This is a genomic window from Bacillus sp. ISL-78 (assembly GCF_018613455.1).
Classification (GTDB): Bacteria; Bacillota; Bacilli; order Bacillales; family DSM-1321; genus Peribacillus; species Peribacillus frigoritolerans.
Genome location: NZ_JAGGQC010000002.1, coordinates 1 through 18,283 on the forward strand (window position 1 = coordinate 1; position 18,283 = coordinate 18,283).

Annotated in this window: 15 protein-coding genes, 1 pseudogene and 1 riboswitch; of the genes and pseudogenes, 6 read left to right on the plus strand and 10 right to left on the minus strand. The window is 43.2% G+C overall.

Annotated elements, in window-relative coordinates:
- Positions 1-231: 231 nt before the first annotated feature.
- On the minus strand, positions 232-1,107 hold the full coding sequence (locus J7I96_RS00470; protein WP_214923360.1) for a nucleotidyltransferase-like protein: 876 nt from the start codon (positions 1,105-1,107) through the stop codon (positions 232-234).
- 174 nt (positions 1,108-1,281) lie between these two features.
- Between J7I96_RS00470 and J7I96_RS00475 the strand changes: the two genes are divergently transcribed.
- The gene (locus J7I96_RS00475) at positions 1,282-1,635 is read left to right on the plus strand and encodes a YgzB family protein (protein WP_214923338.1); all 354 of its coding nucleotides are present in this window, start codon (positions 1,282-1,284) and stop codon (positions 1,633-1,635) included.
- Between the two features lie 96 nt (positions 1,636-1,731).
- Here J7I96_RS00475 and perR read toward each other — a convergent pair whose 3' ends face one another.
- From perR to J7I96_RS00500, 6 genes and pseudogenes are all read right to left on the minus strand, one after another.
- Entirely contained in the window at positions 1,732-2,175 is a 444-nt protein-coding gene (gene perR / locus J7I96_RS00480) for a peroxide-responsive transcriptional repressor PerR (RefSeq protein WP_034305329.1), read from the minus strand.
- Between the two features lie 156 nt (positions 2,176-2,331).
- A pseudogene (locus J7I96_RS28695) lies at positions 2,332-3,082 on the minus strand (D-2-hydroxyacid dehydrogenase).
- Positions 3,083-3,090: 8 nt separating this feature from the next.
- Positions 3,091-3,267 (minus strand): hypothetical protein, encoded by a 177-nt coding sequence (locus J7I96_RS28565; RefSeq protein ID WP_251025398.1) that lies wholly within the window; start codon positions 3,265-3,267, stop codon positions 3,091-3,093.
- A 148-nt stretch (positions 3,268-3,415) separates the two neighbouring features.
- Complete coding sequence (locus tag J7I96_RS00490; protein WP_214923335.1) at positions 3,416-4,525, minus strand: aminopeptidase; 1,110 nt, start codon at positions 4,523-4,525, stop codon at positions 3,416-3,418.
- An 11-nt stretch (positions 4,526-4,536) separates the two neighbouring features.
- A complete protein-coding gene (bcp, locus tag J7I96_RS00495; protein WP_214773561.1) occupies positions 4,537-5,007 on the minus strand; it encodes a thioredoxin-dependent thiol peroxidase in 471 nt (156 codons plus the stop codon).
- Between the two features lie 62 nt (positions 5,008-5,069).
- On the minus strand, positions 5,070-5,489 hold the full coding sequence (locus J7I96_RS00500; RefSeq protein ID WP_034305333.1) for a potassium channel family protein: 420 nt from the start codon (positions 5,487-5,489) through the stop codon (positions 5,070-5,072).
- 237 nt (positions 5,490-5,726) lie between these two features.
- Positions 5,727-5,918, plus strand: a riboswitch (cobalamin riboswitch).
- A gap of 146 nt (positions 5,919-6,064) precedes the next feature.
- Between J7I96_RS00500 and metE the strand changes: the two genes are divergently transcribed.
- Both metE and J7I96_RS00510 read left to right on the plus strand, forming a co-directional pair.
- Positions 6,065-8,374, plus strand: coding sequence for a 5-methyltetrahydropteroyltriglutamate--homocysteine S-methyltransferase (metE, locus tag J7I96_RS00505; RefSeq protein WP_214923333.1), 2,310 nt, complete (start codon positions 6,065-6,067; stop codon positions 8,372-8,374).
- On the plus strand, positions 8,361-8,843 hold the full coding sequence (locus J7I96_RS00510; RefSeq protein ID WP_214773563.1) for an acyl-CoA thioesterase: 483 nt from the start codon (positions 8,361-8,363) through the stop codon (positions 8,841-8,843). Before metE ends, J7I96_RS00510 begins: the two co-directional genes overlap by 14 nt.
- Positions 8,844-8,882: 39 nt before the next feature.
- Here J7I96_RS00510 and J7I96_RS00515 read toward each other — a convergent pair whose 3' ends face one another.
- The 3 genes from J7I96_RS00515 to J7I96_RS00525 are packed head-to-tail and all read right to left on the minus strand — an operon-like array spanning position 8,883 to position 11,520.
- A complete protein-coding gene (locus tag J7I96_RS00515; RefSeq protein WP_214923331.1) occupies positions 8,883-9,668 on the minus strand; it encodes an ABC transporter permease in 786 nt (261 codons plus the stop codon).
- 4 nt (positions 9,669-9,672) lie between these two features.
- On the minus strand, positions 9,673-10,464 hold the full coding sequence (locus tag J7I96_RS00520; protein ID WP_214773565.1) for an ABC transporter permease: 792 nt from the start codon (positions 10,462-10,464) through the stop codon (positions 9,673-9,675).
- Positions 10,465-10,512: 48 nt separating this feature from the next.
- Positions 10,513-11,520 carry an ABC transporter ATP-binding protein gene (locus tag J7I96_RS00525; RefSeq protein ID WP_214773566.1) on the minus strand — a complete coding sequence of 336 codons (1,008 nt, stop codon included), beginning with the start codon at positions 11,518-11,520 and terminating at the stop codon, positions 10,513-10,515.
- A gap of 151 nt (positions 11,521-11,671) precedes the next feature.
- Between J7I96_RS00525 and J7I96_RS00530 the strand changes: the two genes are divergently transcribed.
- From J7I96_RS00530 to J7I96_RS00540, 3 genes are all read left to right on the plus strand, one after another.
- Positions 11,672-12,004: a hypothetical protein gene (locus tag J7I96_RS00530; protein ID WP_214773567.1), complete on the plus strand. Its 333-nt coding sequence runs from the start codon at positions 11,672-11,674 to the stop codon at positions 12,002-12,004.
- A gap of 128 nt (positions 12,005-12,132) precedes the next feature.
- Complete coding sequence (locus tag J7I96_RS00535; protein ID WP_214923329.1) at positions 12,133-13,425, plus strand: glutamate-1-semialdehyde 2,1-aminomutase; 1,293 nt, start codon at positions 12,133-12,135, stop codon at positions 13,423-13,425.
- A 338-nt stretch (positions 13,426-13,763) separates the two neighbouring features.
- Positions 13,764-18,236: a glutamate synthase-related protein gene (locus tag J7I96_RS00540; protein ID WP_214923357.1), complete on the plus strand. Its 4,473-nt coding sequence runs from the start codon at positions 13,764-13,766 to the stop codon at positions 18,234-18,236.
- Positions 18,237-18,283: the final 47 nt, after the last annotated feature.

Consider the following 18,283-nt stretch of genomic DNA (forward strand, 5'->3'; position numbering starts at 1 on the left):
GCTCACTTAAAATTTAACGTTAGCGCTTTGTTTTGTTCAGTTTTCAAAGAGCAATTTCGATGTCGTCTACTTCGTAAGCGACTTTTACATCTTATCATGTTTTCAACTCTGTTGTCAACATGTTTTTTTATTTTTTTTGTTTTGATGAAGCTGCGAAAGCTGATGTCCCGCAGCGACATGTATTAATATAACACCTATATTATTATTGGTCAACAATAAAAATGCATTTTTTTAAAAGTTTTTTGATACACGATAAAACCGATGATATACCTCGTGCCCTTTTGTCTCCGCTTTGATGACATCGATTACCTTCTTCTCTATCAAATATTCCAATAAAACGCCTAGGTCGACTGAATAAAACTTAACTTCCGGATGCTCCATAAGCTCTGCAATCGTCCACGGGTCTTCTTTCATCCCCATTATTTCGACCAAATGCTGTGAACCTGCATTCGTCCTCGAATATATAAGAAATTCGCTCGCAAGGAATAGAAGCTCCAATCTTTTTTCGAGCGTTTCCTCACTGCTGATCAATTCTTTATACAGCTTATAAATTTCAGGTTCCATATGCTTCACTTGGTTCCAGACAGTAACCTCCGGATAAAAGCCCTGTTCTATTATCTCCAAACGGGCCAAATGATGCAGGGAATGAACGATATGATTGTATGCCTCAAGATGATGGCCTTTTTCAAAGAAGCTTTTCCCATCCATGTACCTGCGAACTAACTTCGCGAACTCCATCCCCATCTTTAACTTCCTTCCATAGAAGGGGAACTCCCGGATTTCAGTTTTCAAACGGTCCAAATATTCATTCCGGTCAAAAAGGACCTTCCCGTTATATATCCAGTCAACCACTTTGCGGTTCGTGCCTAATAGGAGCCATTCTTTTAATTGGTCTTCCTTTACGATATGCAGGGCCGCCTTTTTATCCTGGTATGTGTAATGTTTTAAAAACACGGCCTCTTCTGCTTCGTCTGCAATTACAAAAAGGATGTAGTCAAACGTATCGGTAATCGGGCTATTATCATCTCTTTTTTCTACTAACAAGATTCCAAGTGTAGATTTTAAGCTTGCTCGCTCTTGATAAATCGGGCGAAGGATATCTTCCATCATAAATTCCTCCAAAACCTTTTTTTTAGATTTTCGACAAAACTCTTCAAATTCCTGCTTAGTTCCCTTACCCCAAACCATTTCAATTCAAAAGTAATATGTATCCTTTATTTCTTTTTTGTTCCATCCATTGTTTATGTTATAGTTAAAGTTATATTTTAGGAGGGACAATCCATGGCTAAATATTCTAGCAAAATCAATAAAATACGCACTTTTGCTTTGAGTTTGATTTTCATTGGCTTTATCGTAATGTACCTTGGGCTTTTCTTCAAAACACATCCTGTTGTCATGACGATTTTCATGGGGCTGGGCCTTTTATTCATAATCGCAAGCACAGGGGTTTATTTTTGGATTGGAATGCTTTCTACTAAATCGATCCAGGTTGTCTGCCCTAACTGCAGCAAACCTACAAAAATACTAGGACGTGTAGATATTTGCATGCATTGTGAAGAACCATTGACACTTGACAAAAAGTTGGAATGCGAAGAATTCAATGAGAAATATAACCGGAAAAGCCTGCATGACTAAGTCGATTAGCTGAATTCCCTTTCAAGAAGGCTTTAAACAATTGTACCATTTCTTCATAACATGAAAAAAAGTTCCAACCAAGTGGAGGAACTTTTTTTAATGCGATTCTTTTTTCGCACAATCCATACAGTCGCCGTAGATTTCCATCCGATGGTGACTAACATTGAAACCAGTGACTTGTGCTGCGAAATGCTCGACTTCATCCAGTGCAGGATAATCGAAGTCCACAATTTTCCCGCAAGTTTGGCAAATTACATGATAATGATTCGTCGTCACAAAATCAAACCTTGCCGAAGAATCACCATACGTAAGTTCTTTTACCAAACCTACCTCACGGAACACACGCAGGTTGTTATAAACCGTTGCCACACTCATATTCGGAAACTTGCCTTCCAGCGCTTTATATATATCATCAGCGGTAGGGTGGGACATGCAGCTTATCAAATACTCAAGTATCGCATGGCGTTGAGGAGTTATTCTTACACCGGTATCTTTTAAGGAATCCAACGCTTCTTTTAACTGAACTTCAGACACCGTCATCCACCTCTTTTTCTAATTAAGTATGCATTCTTAAATTATAATGTTTATAAATAGTGTACCTTTTATACGTTGAATTTGTCAATAATTCAATGGCTTAACCATTCTTTTTTAGTTTATTCATGAAGACATTGATTCTTTCCCATTTTTGCATTGGGTTTAGTATCCCCTAGATAAGTCGATTACGTTGGTGAAGTCTTTTCCAGCTCTCAGGTATTCACGCATATTTTTTTCGAATATGGCAAAGGTTCTTGGTAAATATTCTCCGCTTTTACTTGAAAGATGCGGTGTGCCTGTAACATTCTCCATCCTCCAAAACGGATGCCCTTTTCCTAAAGGTTCCGGATCAAATACATCCAAGATGGCATGAGACAAATCTTCGGAATCCAAGGCTTCGATCAGCAATTCATCGTTAATCAGTCCCGCGGTCAATATTCACGAATACTGCAGATTCTTTCATGGCTTTGAAGTGTTCTTTTTGCAGAATGCCCTTCGTTTCATACGTACTTGGCAGGACGGATACACTATAATCGGCTCCCGGTACGGCTTCCAATTAATGATCCAGGACATAAAGGTGATCGATGGATTCCACCGGTTTCCCGCTCCGGTTCATTCCTATCGTCTTCATCCCAAAGGCTTTCCCAAGACGAGCCACTTCCCCTCCAATTGCACCTACGCCCATAATGAGCATAGTCTTGCCATTCAATTCCCCTACTTCAATCTTTCTATTCCACAATTCTTCCTTTTCATTCTTCATAAGCAGCTTCAATTTCTTTTCATATTGCAAAAGCATCCCTATCGTATACTCGGCCATCGGGATTTTATGAATGCCTCTTGCGTTGGTCACCATTATGCCTCGTTCCTCGATGGCGTTAAATGGCATTAGTTCCATCCCTGCACTCATGACCATGATCCATTTCAATTCCGCCCAATGATTTCTTCAGTTAAATCTTCACCATATGTAATTAAGATTTCCGCTTCACGAAGCGGCCCATCCGTCCATCCTTTTTGATAAATGAAGTTCAAATCAGGAAAGGCTTTCATCATTTCCGTTTGGATACCTTCATTCGGAATGACAGTCGAAAGTATTAACATGTTTATCTCTCCCTTTTAATTAACAAAAAAAAACACGGGCTCTATGTGTCCCGCGCAACTTTCTCTGAGGAGGTATTCCCTTAATAAAGCATATTCGGCTGTCCCCTTTTTGAGTTGGACAAAAGCCTCACCCTTATTAAAAAAGGCTTTATTTTAAAGAATTTGGGTTTAATGCATGTAATTCCGGCAAAACAAAAAAGCCATCCCTTCTGATCAGGACGTCGTCGAAATAGATGTCACCACCCCCATATTCCGGACGCTGGATCAAGACCATATCCCAATGTATCGATGACCGGTTTCCATTATCCGCTTCATCATAGGCATGCCCAAGAGCCAAGTGCAGGCTCCCGCTTATTTTCTCATCGAACAAAATATCGTCCATAGGTTCCAATATGTATGGATTGATTCCAATAGCGAACTCCCCTATAAACCGGGACCCTTCATCAATATTCAGAATTTGGTTCATTTCAGGGGCACGATTGGAAGTCGCTTTAATGATTTTCCCCTTTTTCAAGTTCAATTCTATGTCACTAAAGGTGATTCCTTCATAGGTTGTGGGTGTGTTGAAGGATATCCTTCCATTAAGACTATCTTTTATGGGTGCCGTAAATACTTCCCCATCCGGTAAATTCTTTTTTCCGGCACATATGACGGCCGGCATGCCTTTGATGGAAAAGGTCAAATCTGTCCTTGGTGAAACGATCCTGACTTTGTCAGTACGTTGCATCAAATGTTTTAACGGCTTCAAAGCCGCCTCCATTTTCCCGTAATCCATTGTGCATACGTTCAAAAGAAAATCTTCGTACCTATTGAAGGTCATGCCGGCTTTTTGCGCTGATGCCTTGGTGGGATAATTAAGTAAGACCCAACGTCGGTTGTTTACATAAAAAAGTGTAGGGGAATTCATGGCCTCCCCTTGGAGCCGGTGCCTCTCGACGGGAACATCAGTCATTTCCGCATTGTTTTCTTCCCCAGTGATGATGATGACCGCATCGATATCCTTATATTTGTTCAAGGCCCATTGTGAAGCTGTGTCAAGTTGCTCCTTCACATTCCCTAGTAACAGGTGGCGGCTTATCTCATCGTCCTCGAGTTCCACATATGGATAAGCACCCACTCTGTATATTTCATCAATCAACTCTTTCAATAATGGTTTCGTGTTGATATGCCCCCGTATGAGGATTCTCTCTTTAGGCTGTAATTGTATCGAATGATGAATCAGCCTGGCTGCAAGCTTCGTTATCCTCTCATCCTTCATCTGCCTATCCCTTATTTTTCGAGTTTGCGAAGAGTTTCAAGCGCTTCTTCGACGTGGCCTTTAACCTTTACTTTACGCCATTCTTTGACTACATTCCCAGCCTTATCAATCAGGAAAGTTGAACGTTCAATGCCCATATACTCCTTGCCGAAGTTCTTTTTCAATTGCCAAACATCAAATGATTCAGCCGCTTCATGATTTTCGTCAGCCAGCAGCAGAAAAGGCAATCCATGTTTTTCGATGAATTTTTCATGACGTGCCGCTGGATCTGGGCTGATGCCAAGGATGACCGCGTTCAATTCCTCGAATTGCTCATTATGGTCCCGGAAATCACAGGCCTCCGTCGTGCAACCTGGCGTCATGTCTTTTGGGTAAAAATATAAAACAATGTTTTTCCCCTTAAAATCCGATAGGGAAACCACTTCACCATTGTTTGCAGGGAGTTTGAAATCAGGTGCTTTTTCTCCAATTTTAACAGTCATATTGAACCCTCCATTTCTTTCATTATGGTAAGAGTACCCAATAATCGAAAGAAACACAACTTTCATTTATCCTTCCTATCTTTCTGCTCCAGATCGATCACCGTCCGAATCACGAACGCTGCCGGCAGTGTATATCCAATGAAGGCCTGAATGGTAGCTATCATCCTGCCCATGCCAATCGGGGCTATATCTCCATAACCTACAGAAAACATCGTCATCGCACTAAAATAAAAAGAAGTCTTCAATTGTTCATAGAAAGTCCCATCCAACCGATTGCCCATATCAAGAATCACCGAATGATTCTGAAGCTCGTATAATAAATATATCAGTGCAAATCCAACTAATATCGTCGCATATAAATTGCCAAGCCACAGCATATCCTCAAGAGAAAACTTCTTTCCTCCCGACTCAACAAGAAATAACGTACGAATGCTCATCACCATGCAAAAAATGATTCCTGCAATCAAGATGTAGAAAGTCATCCTCCACGCCCCATTTCAAAACGCCACTCCCTCTATACATACTCCCTGTCCAAACAATATATTCTTTTTTAGGAATCAGCCTTATCACCGACAAACGCATTAAACAGAAACTTTTCCGAATCTTCTTTCCATGTTGACCCTTTTGGTCGGATATGTTAAGATTGTCTAAATTTTTATAATAGTTTTTATTTTATAAATATTTGACCTGCAAACAGTTAAAGAGGCAGGCTTTGCAAAATTTCATATGTGGAAATAGGTTCTTAATTTTCATTAGGATTAAAAGGGAAGTCCGGTGTAATTCCGGCACGGTCCCGCCACTGTAATGGGAATGTTAGCGTCAATCAATATGCCACTGATCAACGGATCGGGAAGGCCAGCCGCTAATGATATTCCCTAAGTCAGGAGACCTGCCTATTTCGACAACACTGTTTTAACCTACGGGAGATAGGGAGGTGTTAGGGACCTTATAATTGTAAGGGGCATTTTGCATGCCTCTTTATTTTAAGCATTTCTAACTTTCTTTTTTGACGGTTAGGAATGCTTTTTTTATTGTTCGATCAAATGAATGTAGGAGGATGGGAATTTTGAAAAGCAGCAGTTTGGGTTACCCTCGAATCGGGGAAGATCGTGAATGGAAACGTACATTGGAAGCTTACTGGTCCGGTAAAATCGATGAAGCGGAATTTACGTCACAACTAAAAGCCATCCGTTTAGGCAACTTACAAAAACAGAAGCAACGAGGCATTGATATCATCCCTGTCAACGACTTCACTTTCTATGATCAAATGCTCGATATGTCCGTCATGTTCGGTCTTGTTCCTGAACGTTATTCAGCTTATGAAGGAGGAAGCGTCCCCCTTTCCGTTTATTATTCAATGGCCCGCGGAAACAATGATGAAGTCGCTTCCGAAATGACGAAATGGTTCAATACGAACTATCACTATATTGTCCCTGAATTAAAACTGGCACAGCTTACTTTAACAGAAAATAAACCACTTACAGCATATCGGGAAGCCAAGGAAAAGCTAGGGATCGAAACGAAGCCCGTTTTGATCGGACCTTATACTTTCCTCTCCCTTTCAAAAGGCTTCAATAAACAAGAAATCCCTGGCATCATCCTGAGCCTGCTTCCCCTATACACGCAAATCCTGCGGGAGTTGGAGCAAGAAGGCGTGAAGTGGGTTCAAATGGACGAACCTTCCCTTGTTTCATCCATTTCCAAGGATGATATGCAAACCGTTGCTTACCTCTATGAAAAACTGAATGAAGCAGCACCAAACCTGAACATCATGCTACAAACATACTTTGATGCCGTGGAACATTACCAAGAAGTCATCGAATTACAAGTCCAAGGGATCGGTCTTGATTTTGTACATGATAAAGGGAGGAATCTCAGTAACCTTGAGGCATTCGGTTTCCCGAAGGACAAAGTGCTTGCAGCTGGTGTGATTGACGGAAAAAACATTTGGCTATCTGATTTATCCAAAAAAATCGAATTGATCGAGACACTTAAGAAACAGGTGGCCGAAGACCAAATCTGGCTACAGCCCTCTTGTTCCCTGCTTCATGTCCCGGTGACCGTTCGTAATGAAACCGCCCTTTCAAAAGAAGTGAAAGAGGCCCTTGCTTTCGCTGATGAAAAACTTGAGGAAATTACACTTTTGGTCAAAGGGAATAATCAAGGCATTGAAGCAATCGCCGAAAAAGTCGATGCCAATAAATTTACGGTTCAAACGTTAGCAAATTCAAATGTCAGAAATCACGAGTCTGTACAATCCAATGTCGAAAAGGTTAAAACCAGGACCGCCGGCCGCAAGCTTCCATTTAAAGACCGTTACCAAAAACAACAGGAGTTTTTCAAATTGCCTTTTCTCCCTTCGACTACGATCGGAAGCTTTCCGCAGACATTTGAAGTTAAACAAGCACGCGGGAAATTCAATAGAGGAGAATGGACAGCTCAGCAATATGAAACATTCATTAACGGAGAGATCGGCAGGTGGATCGACATCCAAGAAGAAATCGGTTTGGATGTTCTCGTTCACGGGGAATTCGAACGGACGGATATGGTTGAATACTTCGGCCATAAATTAGGAGGATTCGTCTTTTTAGAAAAGGGTTGGGTACAATCCTATGGATCCCGCTGCGTGAAACCGCCAGTCATCTACGGCGACATCCATTTCATCGAACCGATGACAGTCAGGGAAAGTGTATATGCACAATCACTGACGAAGAAGACGGTGAAGGGAATGCTGACAGGTCCTGTTACGATTTTGAACTGGTCTTTTGTCCGTGATGATATTTCCAAGGAGAGTGTTTGCTATCAGCTGGCGCTCGCTTTGGAAAAAGAAGTCATTGCCTTGGAATCTGCTGGAATTAAAATGATTCAGGTTGATGAGCCTGCACTTAGAGAAGGTCTGCCATTGAAAAAAAGCGATCGCGAAGAGTATTTGAACTGGGCAGTGAATTCATTCTTGATATCCACATCAAGCGTGGAGGATACAACCCAAATTCACACGCATATGTGCTATTGCGACTTCAACAGTTTCATGGATGTCATCTCCTCCCTCGATGCCGATGTAATTTCCATCGAAACATCCCGTAGTCATGGTGAGCTTGCTTCCGCATTCGAGGAAAAAACATATGAAAAAGGAATTGGCCTGGGGGTGTATGATATTCACAGCCCGCGTGTGCCGGCAGTCGAAGAAATGGTCGATATGATTGAACAGGGCATCAAGGTATTGGATAAAGACCAGTTTTGGATCAATCCCGACTGCGGCCTGAAAACAAGGGGTATCCCGGAAACCGTCGCTTCCCTGAAAAACATGGTCGAAGCAGCAAAAATCGTCCGTGAAAACCTTTTAGTAAATCAACATGCAAATGATTGAAAAGAACGTTGCCCATCCAACACAGCAGTCACGGACTTTTTTAACCGACCTTGTTTTTCCACCGGATACAAATCATCATAATACCATCTTTGGCGGAAAAGTAATGGCCTATGTTGATAAAATAGCTTGTATTTCCGCTATGCGACATTGTCGGAAACCCGTTGTGACTGCTTCAAGCGACTCTTTTGATTTTTTGGCCCCTATCAAAGCAGGGGACGCGATCAACCTAGAAGCTTATGTCACATGTGCTCATCGCACATCAATGGAGGTATACGTGAAAGTGGAGCGTGAGAACCTATTAACAGGTGAAAAACAGCTTACGGCACGCGCTTTTTTAACGATGCTTGCCATTGATGAAGACGGTAAGCCAACAAACGTACCCCAGGTCATTCCGGAAACGGAAGAGGAAAAACAGCAATACGTTCAAGCCCAAGCAAGATATATTGAAAGAAAGACAAAACGGAACTAAACAAAAACCCCTTCAACTGAATCTGTTGAAGGGGTTCTTTCAGTTCCCTGCACCGCGGTACCGCTTCACTCCCTGATTCCATATGAAAACGGATATCACGAAAAAGGCTACCCCAATTACAGGTGTGGCAAATGCATATGCATACCACTCTTCTTTTCTTAGGAAATAAGATGCAGGATAGACACCGACAAACGCGAATGGCAGCACCCATGTAAGGACAAAACGGATGACCTTATTATAAATATCTACAGGATAGCGCCCGTAGTTCCCGATATTGTACATCATTGGCATGATGGATGTTTTCGCATCCGACCAGAAACCAATGCTTGCTATCGCAACGAATATGGCTGCATAGGCAAGTGCCCCGCCTATTGCAAAAACGATGAAAAGAATCGGGTCATACCACACAAGCTGCAGATCCAATGAAATCGCCGAATAGAATATGATGATCAAACCGGTCACAACACCAAATAACGCTTCAAGCTCGATTCTTTCTAAAATGACTTGAAAAAGGCTATGTATCGGTCTTGTTAATATCCGGTCCATTTCACCTTTGACGATATAGCGGTCATTAAAATCCCAAATGTTGAAAAAGGCAGAAAAAAGGGCGAATGGAATAAGGAAGAATCCATAAATGAATATGATTTCTTCACGGCTCCAGCCGCTTAAAAATTGGGTATGCCCGAAAACGACTAAGATAAATACCAGATTCACGACCTGATTCAGCAGATCTGATAGGATTTCCATGAAGAAATCCGCTCTATATTGCAATCTTGTTTTCATATACTGACTCACATATTGAAAAAACATCGATACATAAAACATCCCGTCAACCTCCTTGAATAATCAGCTGTTTTTTTGCGACTATCCATAAAAGCTGAATCGGTATTAAGAGAATGATGCACCAAATTAACTGCTGTAAAAGCGCCATGCCAATTTCGCCTGAACTGTACCCATTCGTAAAAATCATGCTTGGTACATAGCTGATCCCTTGAAAGGGTAAATATTTCATCACTTCCTGCGCCCATATCGGGTAGAAACTGATGGGCAGCAGCAGACCGGAAAATAAATCAATGATAACCCTTTTAGCGCGGATCAATCCGGCATTATTATATAAGAAAAAGGTAGTGATTCCCGTCAATAAGTTAATTTGTGTATTGATGATGAAACTGAACAGCAAGGAAATGCCGAAGATCCCCCACACAGCCGGATCGCGCGGCAATTCAATAGGAAAAATGAAAGCTACCAGCAGCATCCCCGGAATCGAGAAGAAGAAGAAACGGAATATCCCTTCCCCAAGTCCTTGCATCGTTTTCATGCCTAAATAGTTATAAGGCCGGATCATTTCAATGGCGACCTTTCCGTCTTTAATTTCAGTGGCGATTTCGCGGTCAATATTATTGAAATAAAAAGCGCGCGCCATCCATGCAACCGCAACATAGGTTGTCATCTGCATACCTGTAAGTCCTTCGATGGAGCTTTTTTCTCCATATATCGCATTCCATAAGAAATAATAAGCACCGATATTAATGCTATAAATTAAAATGCCGGTATAATAATCCGTTCGATACGCAAGCATCATCAAAAAACGCATGCGGATCATGGCAAGATACTTCCCCATGGCCCTCCCCCTTCTTGATAGACACGTTGTTTCTTAATGATAAGAGAGTCAGACAGTGCCTTCTTCGTAAATGTTGCGAACAATTTCTTCAATGGACGTTTCATGAATTTTGATGTCTTTTATTTTAAAATGAGATACGACAGCCGAAACAAGCTGTGAAATATGATCACTTTCTTCTTTCAACAAGGCAATATAAGTTTGATTTTTATCATCATAAACCCAGTTAGCGGTAAATGGGAGCGCTAATGATTGCAATTCCTTCAATGCGATCGGCTCGATGAATTGAAAATGGATCTGTTTTTCCTCTGCCCAGTTATCTTTTAAACTCTGCAATTCCCCATCATAGATGATCTGTCCTTCATCAAGCATGATTACACGCTCACATAATGCTTCAATGTCCCCTAAATCATGGGTGGTCAAAAGGATTGTCGTATTATATTTCTCATTGATTTCTTTCAGGAACTCACGAATCTTCATTTTCACGAGCACATCAAGTCCAATCGTCGGCTCATCGAGGAACAGCAAAGGCGGATTATGGATCAAGGCTGCCGCAAGCTCGCAGCGCATTCGCTGACCAAGCGAAAGTTTACGCACTGGTTTGTCCAGCAAAGGACCGATATCAAGCGTCTTGATGACATGTTCCATATGATCGTTATATTGTTCATCCGTTACCTTATAGACCTTTTTTAACAGCCGGAACGATTCTTGAACCGCAATATCCCACCAAAGCTGTGAGCGCTGACCGAATACGACTCCGATAGTCTGTGTGAACTTTTCCCTCTCTTTATGTGGATTCATGCCATTGACCGTGATTTCGCCTGCTGTCGGTTCCAAAATACCTGTAAGCATTTTGATCGTGGTCGATTTCCCTGCACCATTTTCCCCGATATAAGCTACCATCTCACCCTTTTTTACAGTAAAATTGATATCATTGACGGCAGGGACGACCTTATAATTTCTGGTAAGTAAATCCCGGAAGGCACCCTTTAGCCCTGAACGGCTTGATGCCGACTTAAATTCCTTCCGAAGCTGTTTCACTTGAATTGCATCACTCATCCTGTTACATCCTCCGTAATCTCTTGTCCTAATGAATTAGTTTATCCAAACCAACCTTTTTAGACAATAAAAATGCTTGGATGCCATATACCATTTCCAGGGAGGAAATGGCCGTTGTACCAGATACATATATAAAGGAGACGAGTATGCTATGAATATAAAAAATTTATTACTATCCCAAATTGAAAAGATCGTTTTCGACCTTCGATATGATTTCCTTTATGAAGATGAGTACGGTGAATTATTATGCCAGGTCATCCAAAGGGATTCCAGCGGGTCGATCGAAAGTACACCCATAAGTTTCCACATTGGCATCAATGAAGAAAAAGGAACCGGCCAGCTAATCTATTACCAAGCCCAGGGCGAGATGAACCGCCAATCCTTCGACATCGAAAACCCAGCCACCATCTTGGCCATTCTCACTTACATATCCGGAGTTTTGGGATCCCCCCTACCGAAACAAAATGATGCTTCGGAATCCTGATCCTTCTAGGATTGAAGGGTCTCCACCAGTGTACGAATCACTTTTCCTGGCCATCCACCCCAGATTTACGGAGAAAAAAGTGCTATGATTAAGGGGAATTATGTTTATATTTATAGGAGGTTTTAAGATTGGATTTTAGTAATTCGGAGCTTTTACATAAAGAGGCATTGGAACATATCGTTGGCGGGGTTAACAGCCCATCCCGTTCTTACAAAGCTGTAGGCGGTGGTTCGCCGGTTGCGATGGATCATGCCAAAGGGGCTTATTTCTGGGATGTTGATGGCAATAAATATATCGATTATTTAGCTGCATATGGCCCGATCATCACAGGGCATGCGCATCCACATATTACGGAGGCTATCGTTAAAGCAGCGGAAACCGGCGTTTTATACGGCACTCCGACAAAACATGAAGTCAAATTTGCCAAAATGCTGAAAGAAGCCATACCTTCCATGGATAAAGTCCGCTTCACCAATTCAGGCACCGAATCAGTCATGTCAACAATCCGTGTTGCCCGCGCTTACACAGGACGCGATAAGATCATCAAGTTTGCAGGCTGTTACCATGGACACTCCGACCTTGTTCTCGTCGCTGCAGGTTCCGGCCCGTCCACTCTAGGTACACCTGACTCTGCAGGCGTTCCAAAAAGCATTGCACAAGAAGTCATCACGGTACCTTTCAATGATATCGGTTCATTTAAAGAAGCACTTGATAAGTGGGGCAACGAAATTGCAGGCGTGCTTGTAGAACCGATCGTCGGCAACTTCGGAATCGTGGAACCAAGTCCCGGCTTCCTGGAAGAAGTCATTTCATTATCTCACGTAGCCGGATCACTCGTCATTTTCGACGAGGTCATCACAGCTTTCCGATTCATGTATGGAGGGGCACAGGACTACTTAGGAATTCAACCCGATTTGACCGCGCTTGGAAAAATCATCGGGGGCGGGCTTCCCATTGGTGCCTATGGCGGTAAAAAAGAGATCATGGATTCTGTCGCACCTCTGGGACCAGCCTATCAAGCTGGTACGATGGCAGGAAATCCGGCTTCCATGCTTTCCGGGATAGCTTGCTTAGAAGTACTTAAAGAAGAGGGGCTTTACGAAGAGCTTGACCGCCTGGGGAAAATCCTTGAAGAAGGTATCCTGAAAGCGGCTAGCCAATATAATGTTCCGATCACCATCAACCGCCTTAAAGGGGCTTTGACGATTTATTTCACGACAGAAAAAATTGAAAACTATGAGCAGGCGGAAAATACGGATGGCGAAATGTTCGCCAAGTTCTTCAAACTCATGCTCAATCAGGGAATCAATTTGGCACCGTCCAAATACGAAGCCTGGTTCTTGACAATCGCTCACACGGATGATGATATCGCTTATACTCTAAAAGCGGTTGAACATGCATTCAAAAACCTAATACAATAAATCGAATCAGCATAATTATGCATTTTTTATACACCCTCAGGATGTACATCTATCTTGAGGGTTTCTTATTTCCCTGTAATAAATCTTTAATATTGGCATTTGAAGCCAATCCTCACAAAAAGCCCATCCATCACAGCATCCATCCCATTGTATAAAAAATTGATTTCTGAATATTTAAATGATATGATATGGATACATTTATATACATTTATACACTTTCTTTCAATCTATCAAAACTTGGACTATTGTTCGGGTTTACTAATATTTCCCCCATTAAACACACATGCTACAGGAGGTGAATGGCAGAGAATAAGGGTAACCTTATTCAAGCCGCAAATATGGCCCAACAATGGACACCTGCTACATTCAAAGAATTTCACATGGAAGAACATGATGCCTGCGGAATCGTTTCCTGCATCGAAAAAAAGAAGATCCCTACTAACGAAAACATCTTTGCCTGTATCGACGCCCTGGTTAAAATGAACCATCGCTGCGGCTTCATCAATGGTGAGGGCGATGGCGCCGGCATCCATATCGATATTCCCCGAGCTCTTTGGAAAAAGAAACTTGAAGAGGCAAATGTCGATTCAGGCATCGTCGATCAAGATAGCTTCATAGTCGGCCACTTATTTTTAAGCAAAAAAACAGATGCGAACGACTTAAAGATCGAAGTTAAGGAGAAACTGCTCCAACATGGTCTCTCATTGATATTCGAAACAGATAAAGCCTACCGTTCAGAGGCATTGGGACCGATTGCCATTCAAGAAGACCCGGTGTTCTGGCAATTTGCCTGTTCCTCCACCATCAATAACAGCCAGCAGCTTTCAAATGTGCTTTTTGAGCTGACTTCCGACATCGAAAAAAGTGATTTCATCCATGTTGCCTCTTTAAGCCAGCATCATGCGGTATACAAAGTGATGGGTGCGGGTGATACGCTCCCTGCCTATTATCTTGATCTTGCCGATCCTTTGGCTGCCTCCACCATGACATTGGGACATAATCGTTTTTCAACCAATACTCTATCAAGCTTCTTCCGGGTCCAGCCTTTCAGCGTGCTTGGTCATAATGGCGAAATCAATACCATTGCCAAATTGCGTGATGAAGCGAAAATGATCGGAGTTCCCATCGCTAAAGATGGAAGCGACTCTCAGGATTTAAACAAGACGATCGAAACTTTCATCTGCCGTCATGGATACTCTTTATTTGAGGCTGTCGACCTTATGTTTCCGCCAATCATCAATGAAATCAAGGAATATCCCGAGCACTTACAAGACTTATATACGTATTTACGGGAAGCATGGGGGCATTTTGCACAAGGTCCGGCGGGCATCATCTCCCGTTTCGGCGATGAAGCCGTGTTCTCTGTCGACTCTTTAGGCTTGCGCCCGTTATGGAATATTGAAACGGAATCATCTTTTATGTTCACTTCCGAACCTGGAATCATCCCTTCCAGTGAATATACCGGAGATCCGAAACCGATGGGTCCAGGGGAAAAAATCGGTCTGAAATGGAACGGCGACCGAATTGAATTGTACACTTACAAGGATTACCAGGATAAAGTGTTTGAACTATTCAATGATCGTTTCGTCCTTTCCAATGACCGAGTCCGCTTACAGCCCCAAGTTTTTGAAAAAGTTGTTTCCATGACAAACACGCAAGCGATTCATAATGGTCAGTATAAAGCCTTTGGGTGGGAAAGGGAGCATGTCCAACTAGTGGAACAGATGGCCGAAAAAGGCGCTGAGCCAATTCGTTCACTCGGTCATGATGCACCACTGGCAGCACTTAATCCCCAACGGACCAACATTGCTGATTTTATCAAGGAAAGTGTTGCCGTTGTAACCAACCCAGCGATCGACCGGGACCGGGAAACTGAGCATTTCTCAACAAGGACGATCATCGGAAGGCGCCCTTCCCTTTTCGAGGCGAATAAGGCAGGCAAGGTGACGGAGCTGCTGACTCCCCTGTTGATTGAAGGATCACCGGGTTATGAGTGTTCATCCATTCTATCGCAGCCTAGCTACGACCAGTTCATTAAATTTAATCAAGATCAAAAACTCGTGCACATCATTTCAAGCACGTTCAAAGAGGATGAAAACATCACGGATGCCCTGACAAGGATTACGGATGAAAGTGTCAATGCTGTGGATGAAGGAAAAACGCTGCTCGTTCTGGATGATGCCCTTGCCCATCAAAACGGCAACCTTTGGCTCGATCCACACCTCGTCACTTCAGCCGTCGACCAAGCGTTGGTCCGAACAGGCAAGCGTCGTGATTGTTCCATCCTTTTACGTTCAGCATCTCTAAGGTCACTGCATGATATCATCGTTTCTTATGGGCTTGGGGCCAACTTAATAAGCCCCTATTATATGTTCCTTTCCTTATCTTCAGATGACCATAAGGGGATTACCAATCTATATAACTCCTTGACGAAAGGGCTTGAGAAAGTCATCTCAACCATTGGCATTCATGAGCTGCGCGGCTATGGAAGACTTTTCTCAAGCATCGGTTTACATGAGGAAATCGCGAATTATCTAAATGTGGCTAATTTCTTCGGATCCAATGATCTGGACTATAATTTTGATAAAATCAAGGCAGATGCCATCCAGCGTGCAGAGGATTACGGCAATGAAAAAGAACGGATGGGCAAGACTTTCCATTTATTCCCCAGAATCTGGAAATCTATCGGGGAAGTTGCTTCAACCGGGGACTATGATGCTTATCGCGAAAAGATCACTGAACAGGAAGAATCCAATCCGACGACGATCCGCCACTTGACATCATTAAAAACTTCAGATGCTTCCGTCCCTCCTGAAGAAGTCAGCCTTTCGGTCGGTGAACAGGAATTGCCGTTCGTCATAGCCTCCATGTCCTTTGGATCACAAAATGAGATTGCTTTCCGGGCCTATGCAGAAGCAGCCGAGAGGCTAGGCATGATCAGCATGAATGGCGAAGGCGGGGAAATAAAGGATATGCTGGGCAAGTACCCGAAATCCCGCGGACAGCAAATTGCTTCCGGACGTTTTGGTGTCAATGCAGAACTCCTGAACTCTTCAAATCTATTGGAAATTAAAATTGGGCAAGGGGCAAAACCCGGTGAAGGCGGTCACCTTCCCGGTTCCAAGGTCACAGCTAAAATCGCAGAAGCCCGAAATGCAACAATCGGTTCCGATTTGATCTCCCCTTCCAATAACCATGATATATACTCAATTGAAGATTTGGCCCAAATGATCCATGAGCTAAAAACGGCAAACGACAAAGCAAAAGTTGCCGTCAAAGTGCCAGTCGTTCCAAACATCGGTACGATTGCTGTCGGCGTCGCAAAAGCCGGGGCCGATATCATAACGCTTTCCGGTTTTGATGGCGGAACGGGTGCCGCTAGGATCCATGCACTCGCACATGTTGGCCTACCAGTCGAGATAGGTGTGAAAGCGGCCCATAATGCACTGCTTGAGTCAGGTATCCGGCAGAACGTTGAAATTTGGGCTGACGGCGGGTTAAAAAGCTCGATGGATGTATTGAAGGTAATGCTGCTTGGGGCAAATCGTGTAGGCTTTGGGACCCTTTCGATGATAGCCGTCGGCTGCACAACGTGCCGCGGATGTCACCTTGATACTTGCCATGTGGGAATCGCCACCCAAATTGAATCGGAAGCACAGGCGAAAGAACATGGGCTGCGCCGTTTTGTTCCACGAAAATTTGATTTAGCCGTTCAGGGGTTAACGAATATGTTCAGTGCATTTGCAAAAGAACTCAAATCTTTGACCGGATCACTTGGGGTGAAGAATCTTCAGGATATCGTCGGGCGTTCTGATTTGCTAGAGCAAGTTAAAGGTCAACAATCATTGGATTTAAACTATTTATTAAAAAATCTGGATATAACACCGTTCTCGCATAAGGAAGCGGCGGCATATTTGAATGAAGGCTCCATGCAGGTAGCCGTTGGCGCTGAATATCTTGATTCTCATGTAGATGACCTGCAGCAATCCCGCAGCTATAGCTCGATCACTTCCGAGCAGCGTGTACTCGGCAGCAGGGTCTCCTGTCACCGCGTTAGGGGCAGATTGGATGGATCATACAAAAAACTTCCTCCCGTTCACCTATCCTACCAGGATGGATCCATTCCCGGTAATGGACTTGGGGCATACAATACGGAGGGAATTTCAATCAGCGTGAATGGCGGTGCACAGGATGGTATCGGCAAAACATCGATTGGCGGAAACATTGCCATCTTTAAATCCCCAGGAAAAGATGGGAAGTTCTACAATGGCTCTGTCGGTAAGGGCTTTGGTTACGGTGCACAGCATGGTCTCCTCATTGCCCAGGGTGATGCCGATGCCAGGGCGGGAATCCGGCTTTCCGGAGCGGATATGATCATTGGCGGATTATTGAAACAACCGCTTCCTAAAAAGGAAAACGGTAATATTGCGGTAACATCCAATATTAAGGGATTCGCTTTTGAATACATGACAAATGGAAGAGGTTTAGTACTTGGTGATCCCGGTCCATGGATTTGTGCAGGGATGACAGGCGGTGTCGTTTATTTACGGCAACAGCCTGAATTTGGCTTGACCAAAGAGGTCATTAAGAAACGGGTTGCGAAAGGTGCAAAGATTTCCATTGAGTCCCTATCTGCAAAAGGCCTGCAGGATGTGGCCGAACTCCTTGGCAAATACACGTCCCTCTTGAAAGATCATGGCCAAACCGAAGAAGCGGCCTCTTTAGAGACACTGCTTCAGAACCCTGGAGAGCACTTCCTTCAGGTCGTTCCAGTTAAAGAACAGGCGGATCCTGCTGTATCCACGGAGTGATGTCGAAAATAAATATTAAAAAGGCTGATGCTCTTCAATTCGAGCAT

Excerpts from the sequence above, each read along its gene's own strand:
- metE (WP_214923333.1), top strand. The coding sequence starts at position 6,065 with ATGGGAATTTTGAAAAGCAGCAGTTTGGGTTACCCTCGAATCGGGGAA.
- J7I96_RS00525 (WP_214773566.1), bottom strand. The coding sequence starts at position 11,520 with ATGAGTGATGCAATTCAAGTGAAACAGCTTCGGAAGGAATTTAAGTCG.
- J7I96_RS00540 (WP_214923357.1), top strand. The coding sequence starts at position 13,764 with ATGGCCCAACAATGGACACCTGCTACATTCAAAGAATTTCACATGGAA.
- J7I96_RS00475 (WP_214923338.1), top strand. The coding sequence starts at position 1,282 with ATGGCTAAATATTCTAGCAAAATCAATAAAATACGCACTTTTGCTTTG.
- J7I96_RS00515 (WP_214923331.1), bottom strand. The coding sequence starts at position 9,668 with ATGTTTTATGTATCGATGTTTTTTCAATATGTGAGTCAGTATATGAAA.
- J7I96_RS00520 (WP_214773565.1), bottom strand. The coding sequence starts at position 10,464 with ATGGGGAAGTATCTTGCCATGATCCGCATGCGTTTTTTGATGATGCTT.
- J7I96_RS00490 (WP_214923335.1), bottom strand. The coding sequence starts at position 4,525 with ATGAAGGATGAGAGGATAACGAAGCTTGCAGCCAGGCTGATTCATCAT.
- J7I96_RS00500 (WP_034305333.1), bottom strand. The coding sequence starts at position 5,489 with ATGACTTTCTACATCTTGATTGCAGGAATCATTTTTTGCATGGTGATG.
- perR (WP_034305329.1), bottom strand. The coding sequence starts at position 2,175 with ATGACGGTGTCTGAAGTTCAGTTAAAAGAAGCGTTGGATTCCTTAAAA.
- bcp (WP_214773561.1), bottom strand. The coding sequence starts at position 5,007 with ATGACTGTTAAAATTGGAGAAAAAGCACCTGATTTCAAACTCCCTGCA.
- J7I96_RS00530 (WP_214773567.1), top strand. The coding sequence starts at position 11,672 with ATGAATATAAAAAATTTATTACTATCCCAAATTGAAAAGATCGTTTTC.
- J7I96_RS28565 (WP_251025398.1), bottom strand. The coding sequence starts at position 3,267 with ATGTTAATACTTTCGACTGTCATTCCGAATGAAGGTATCCAAACGGAA.
- J7I96_RS00470 (WP_214923360.1), bottom strand. The coding sequence starts at position 1,107 with ATGGAAGATATCCTTCGCCCGATTTATCAAGAGCGAGCAAGCTTAAAA.
- J7I96_RS00510 (WP_214773563.1), top strand. The coding sequence starts at position 8,361 with ATGCAAATGATTGAAAAGAACGTTGCCCATCCAACACAGCAGTCACGG.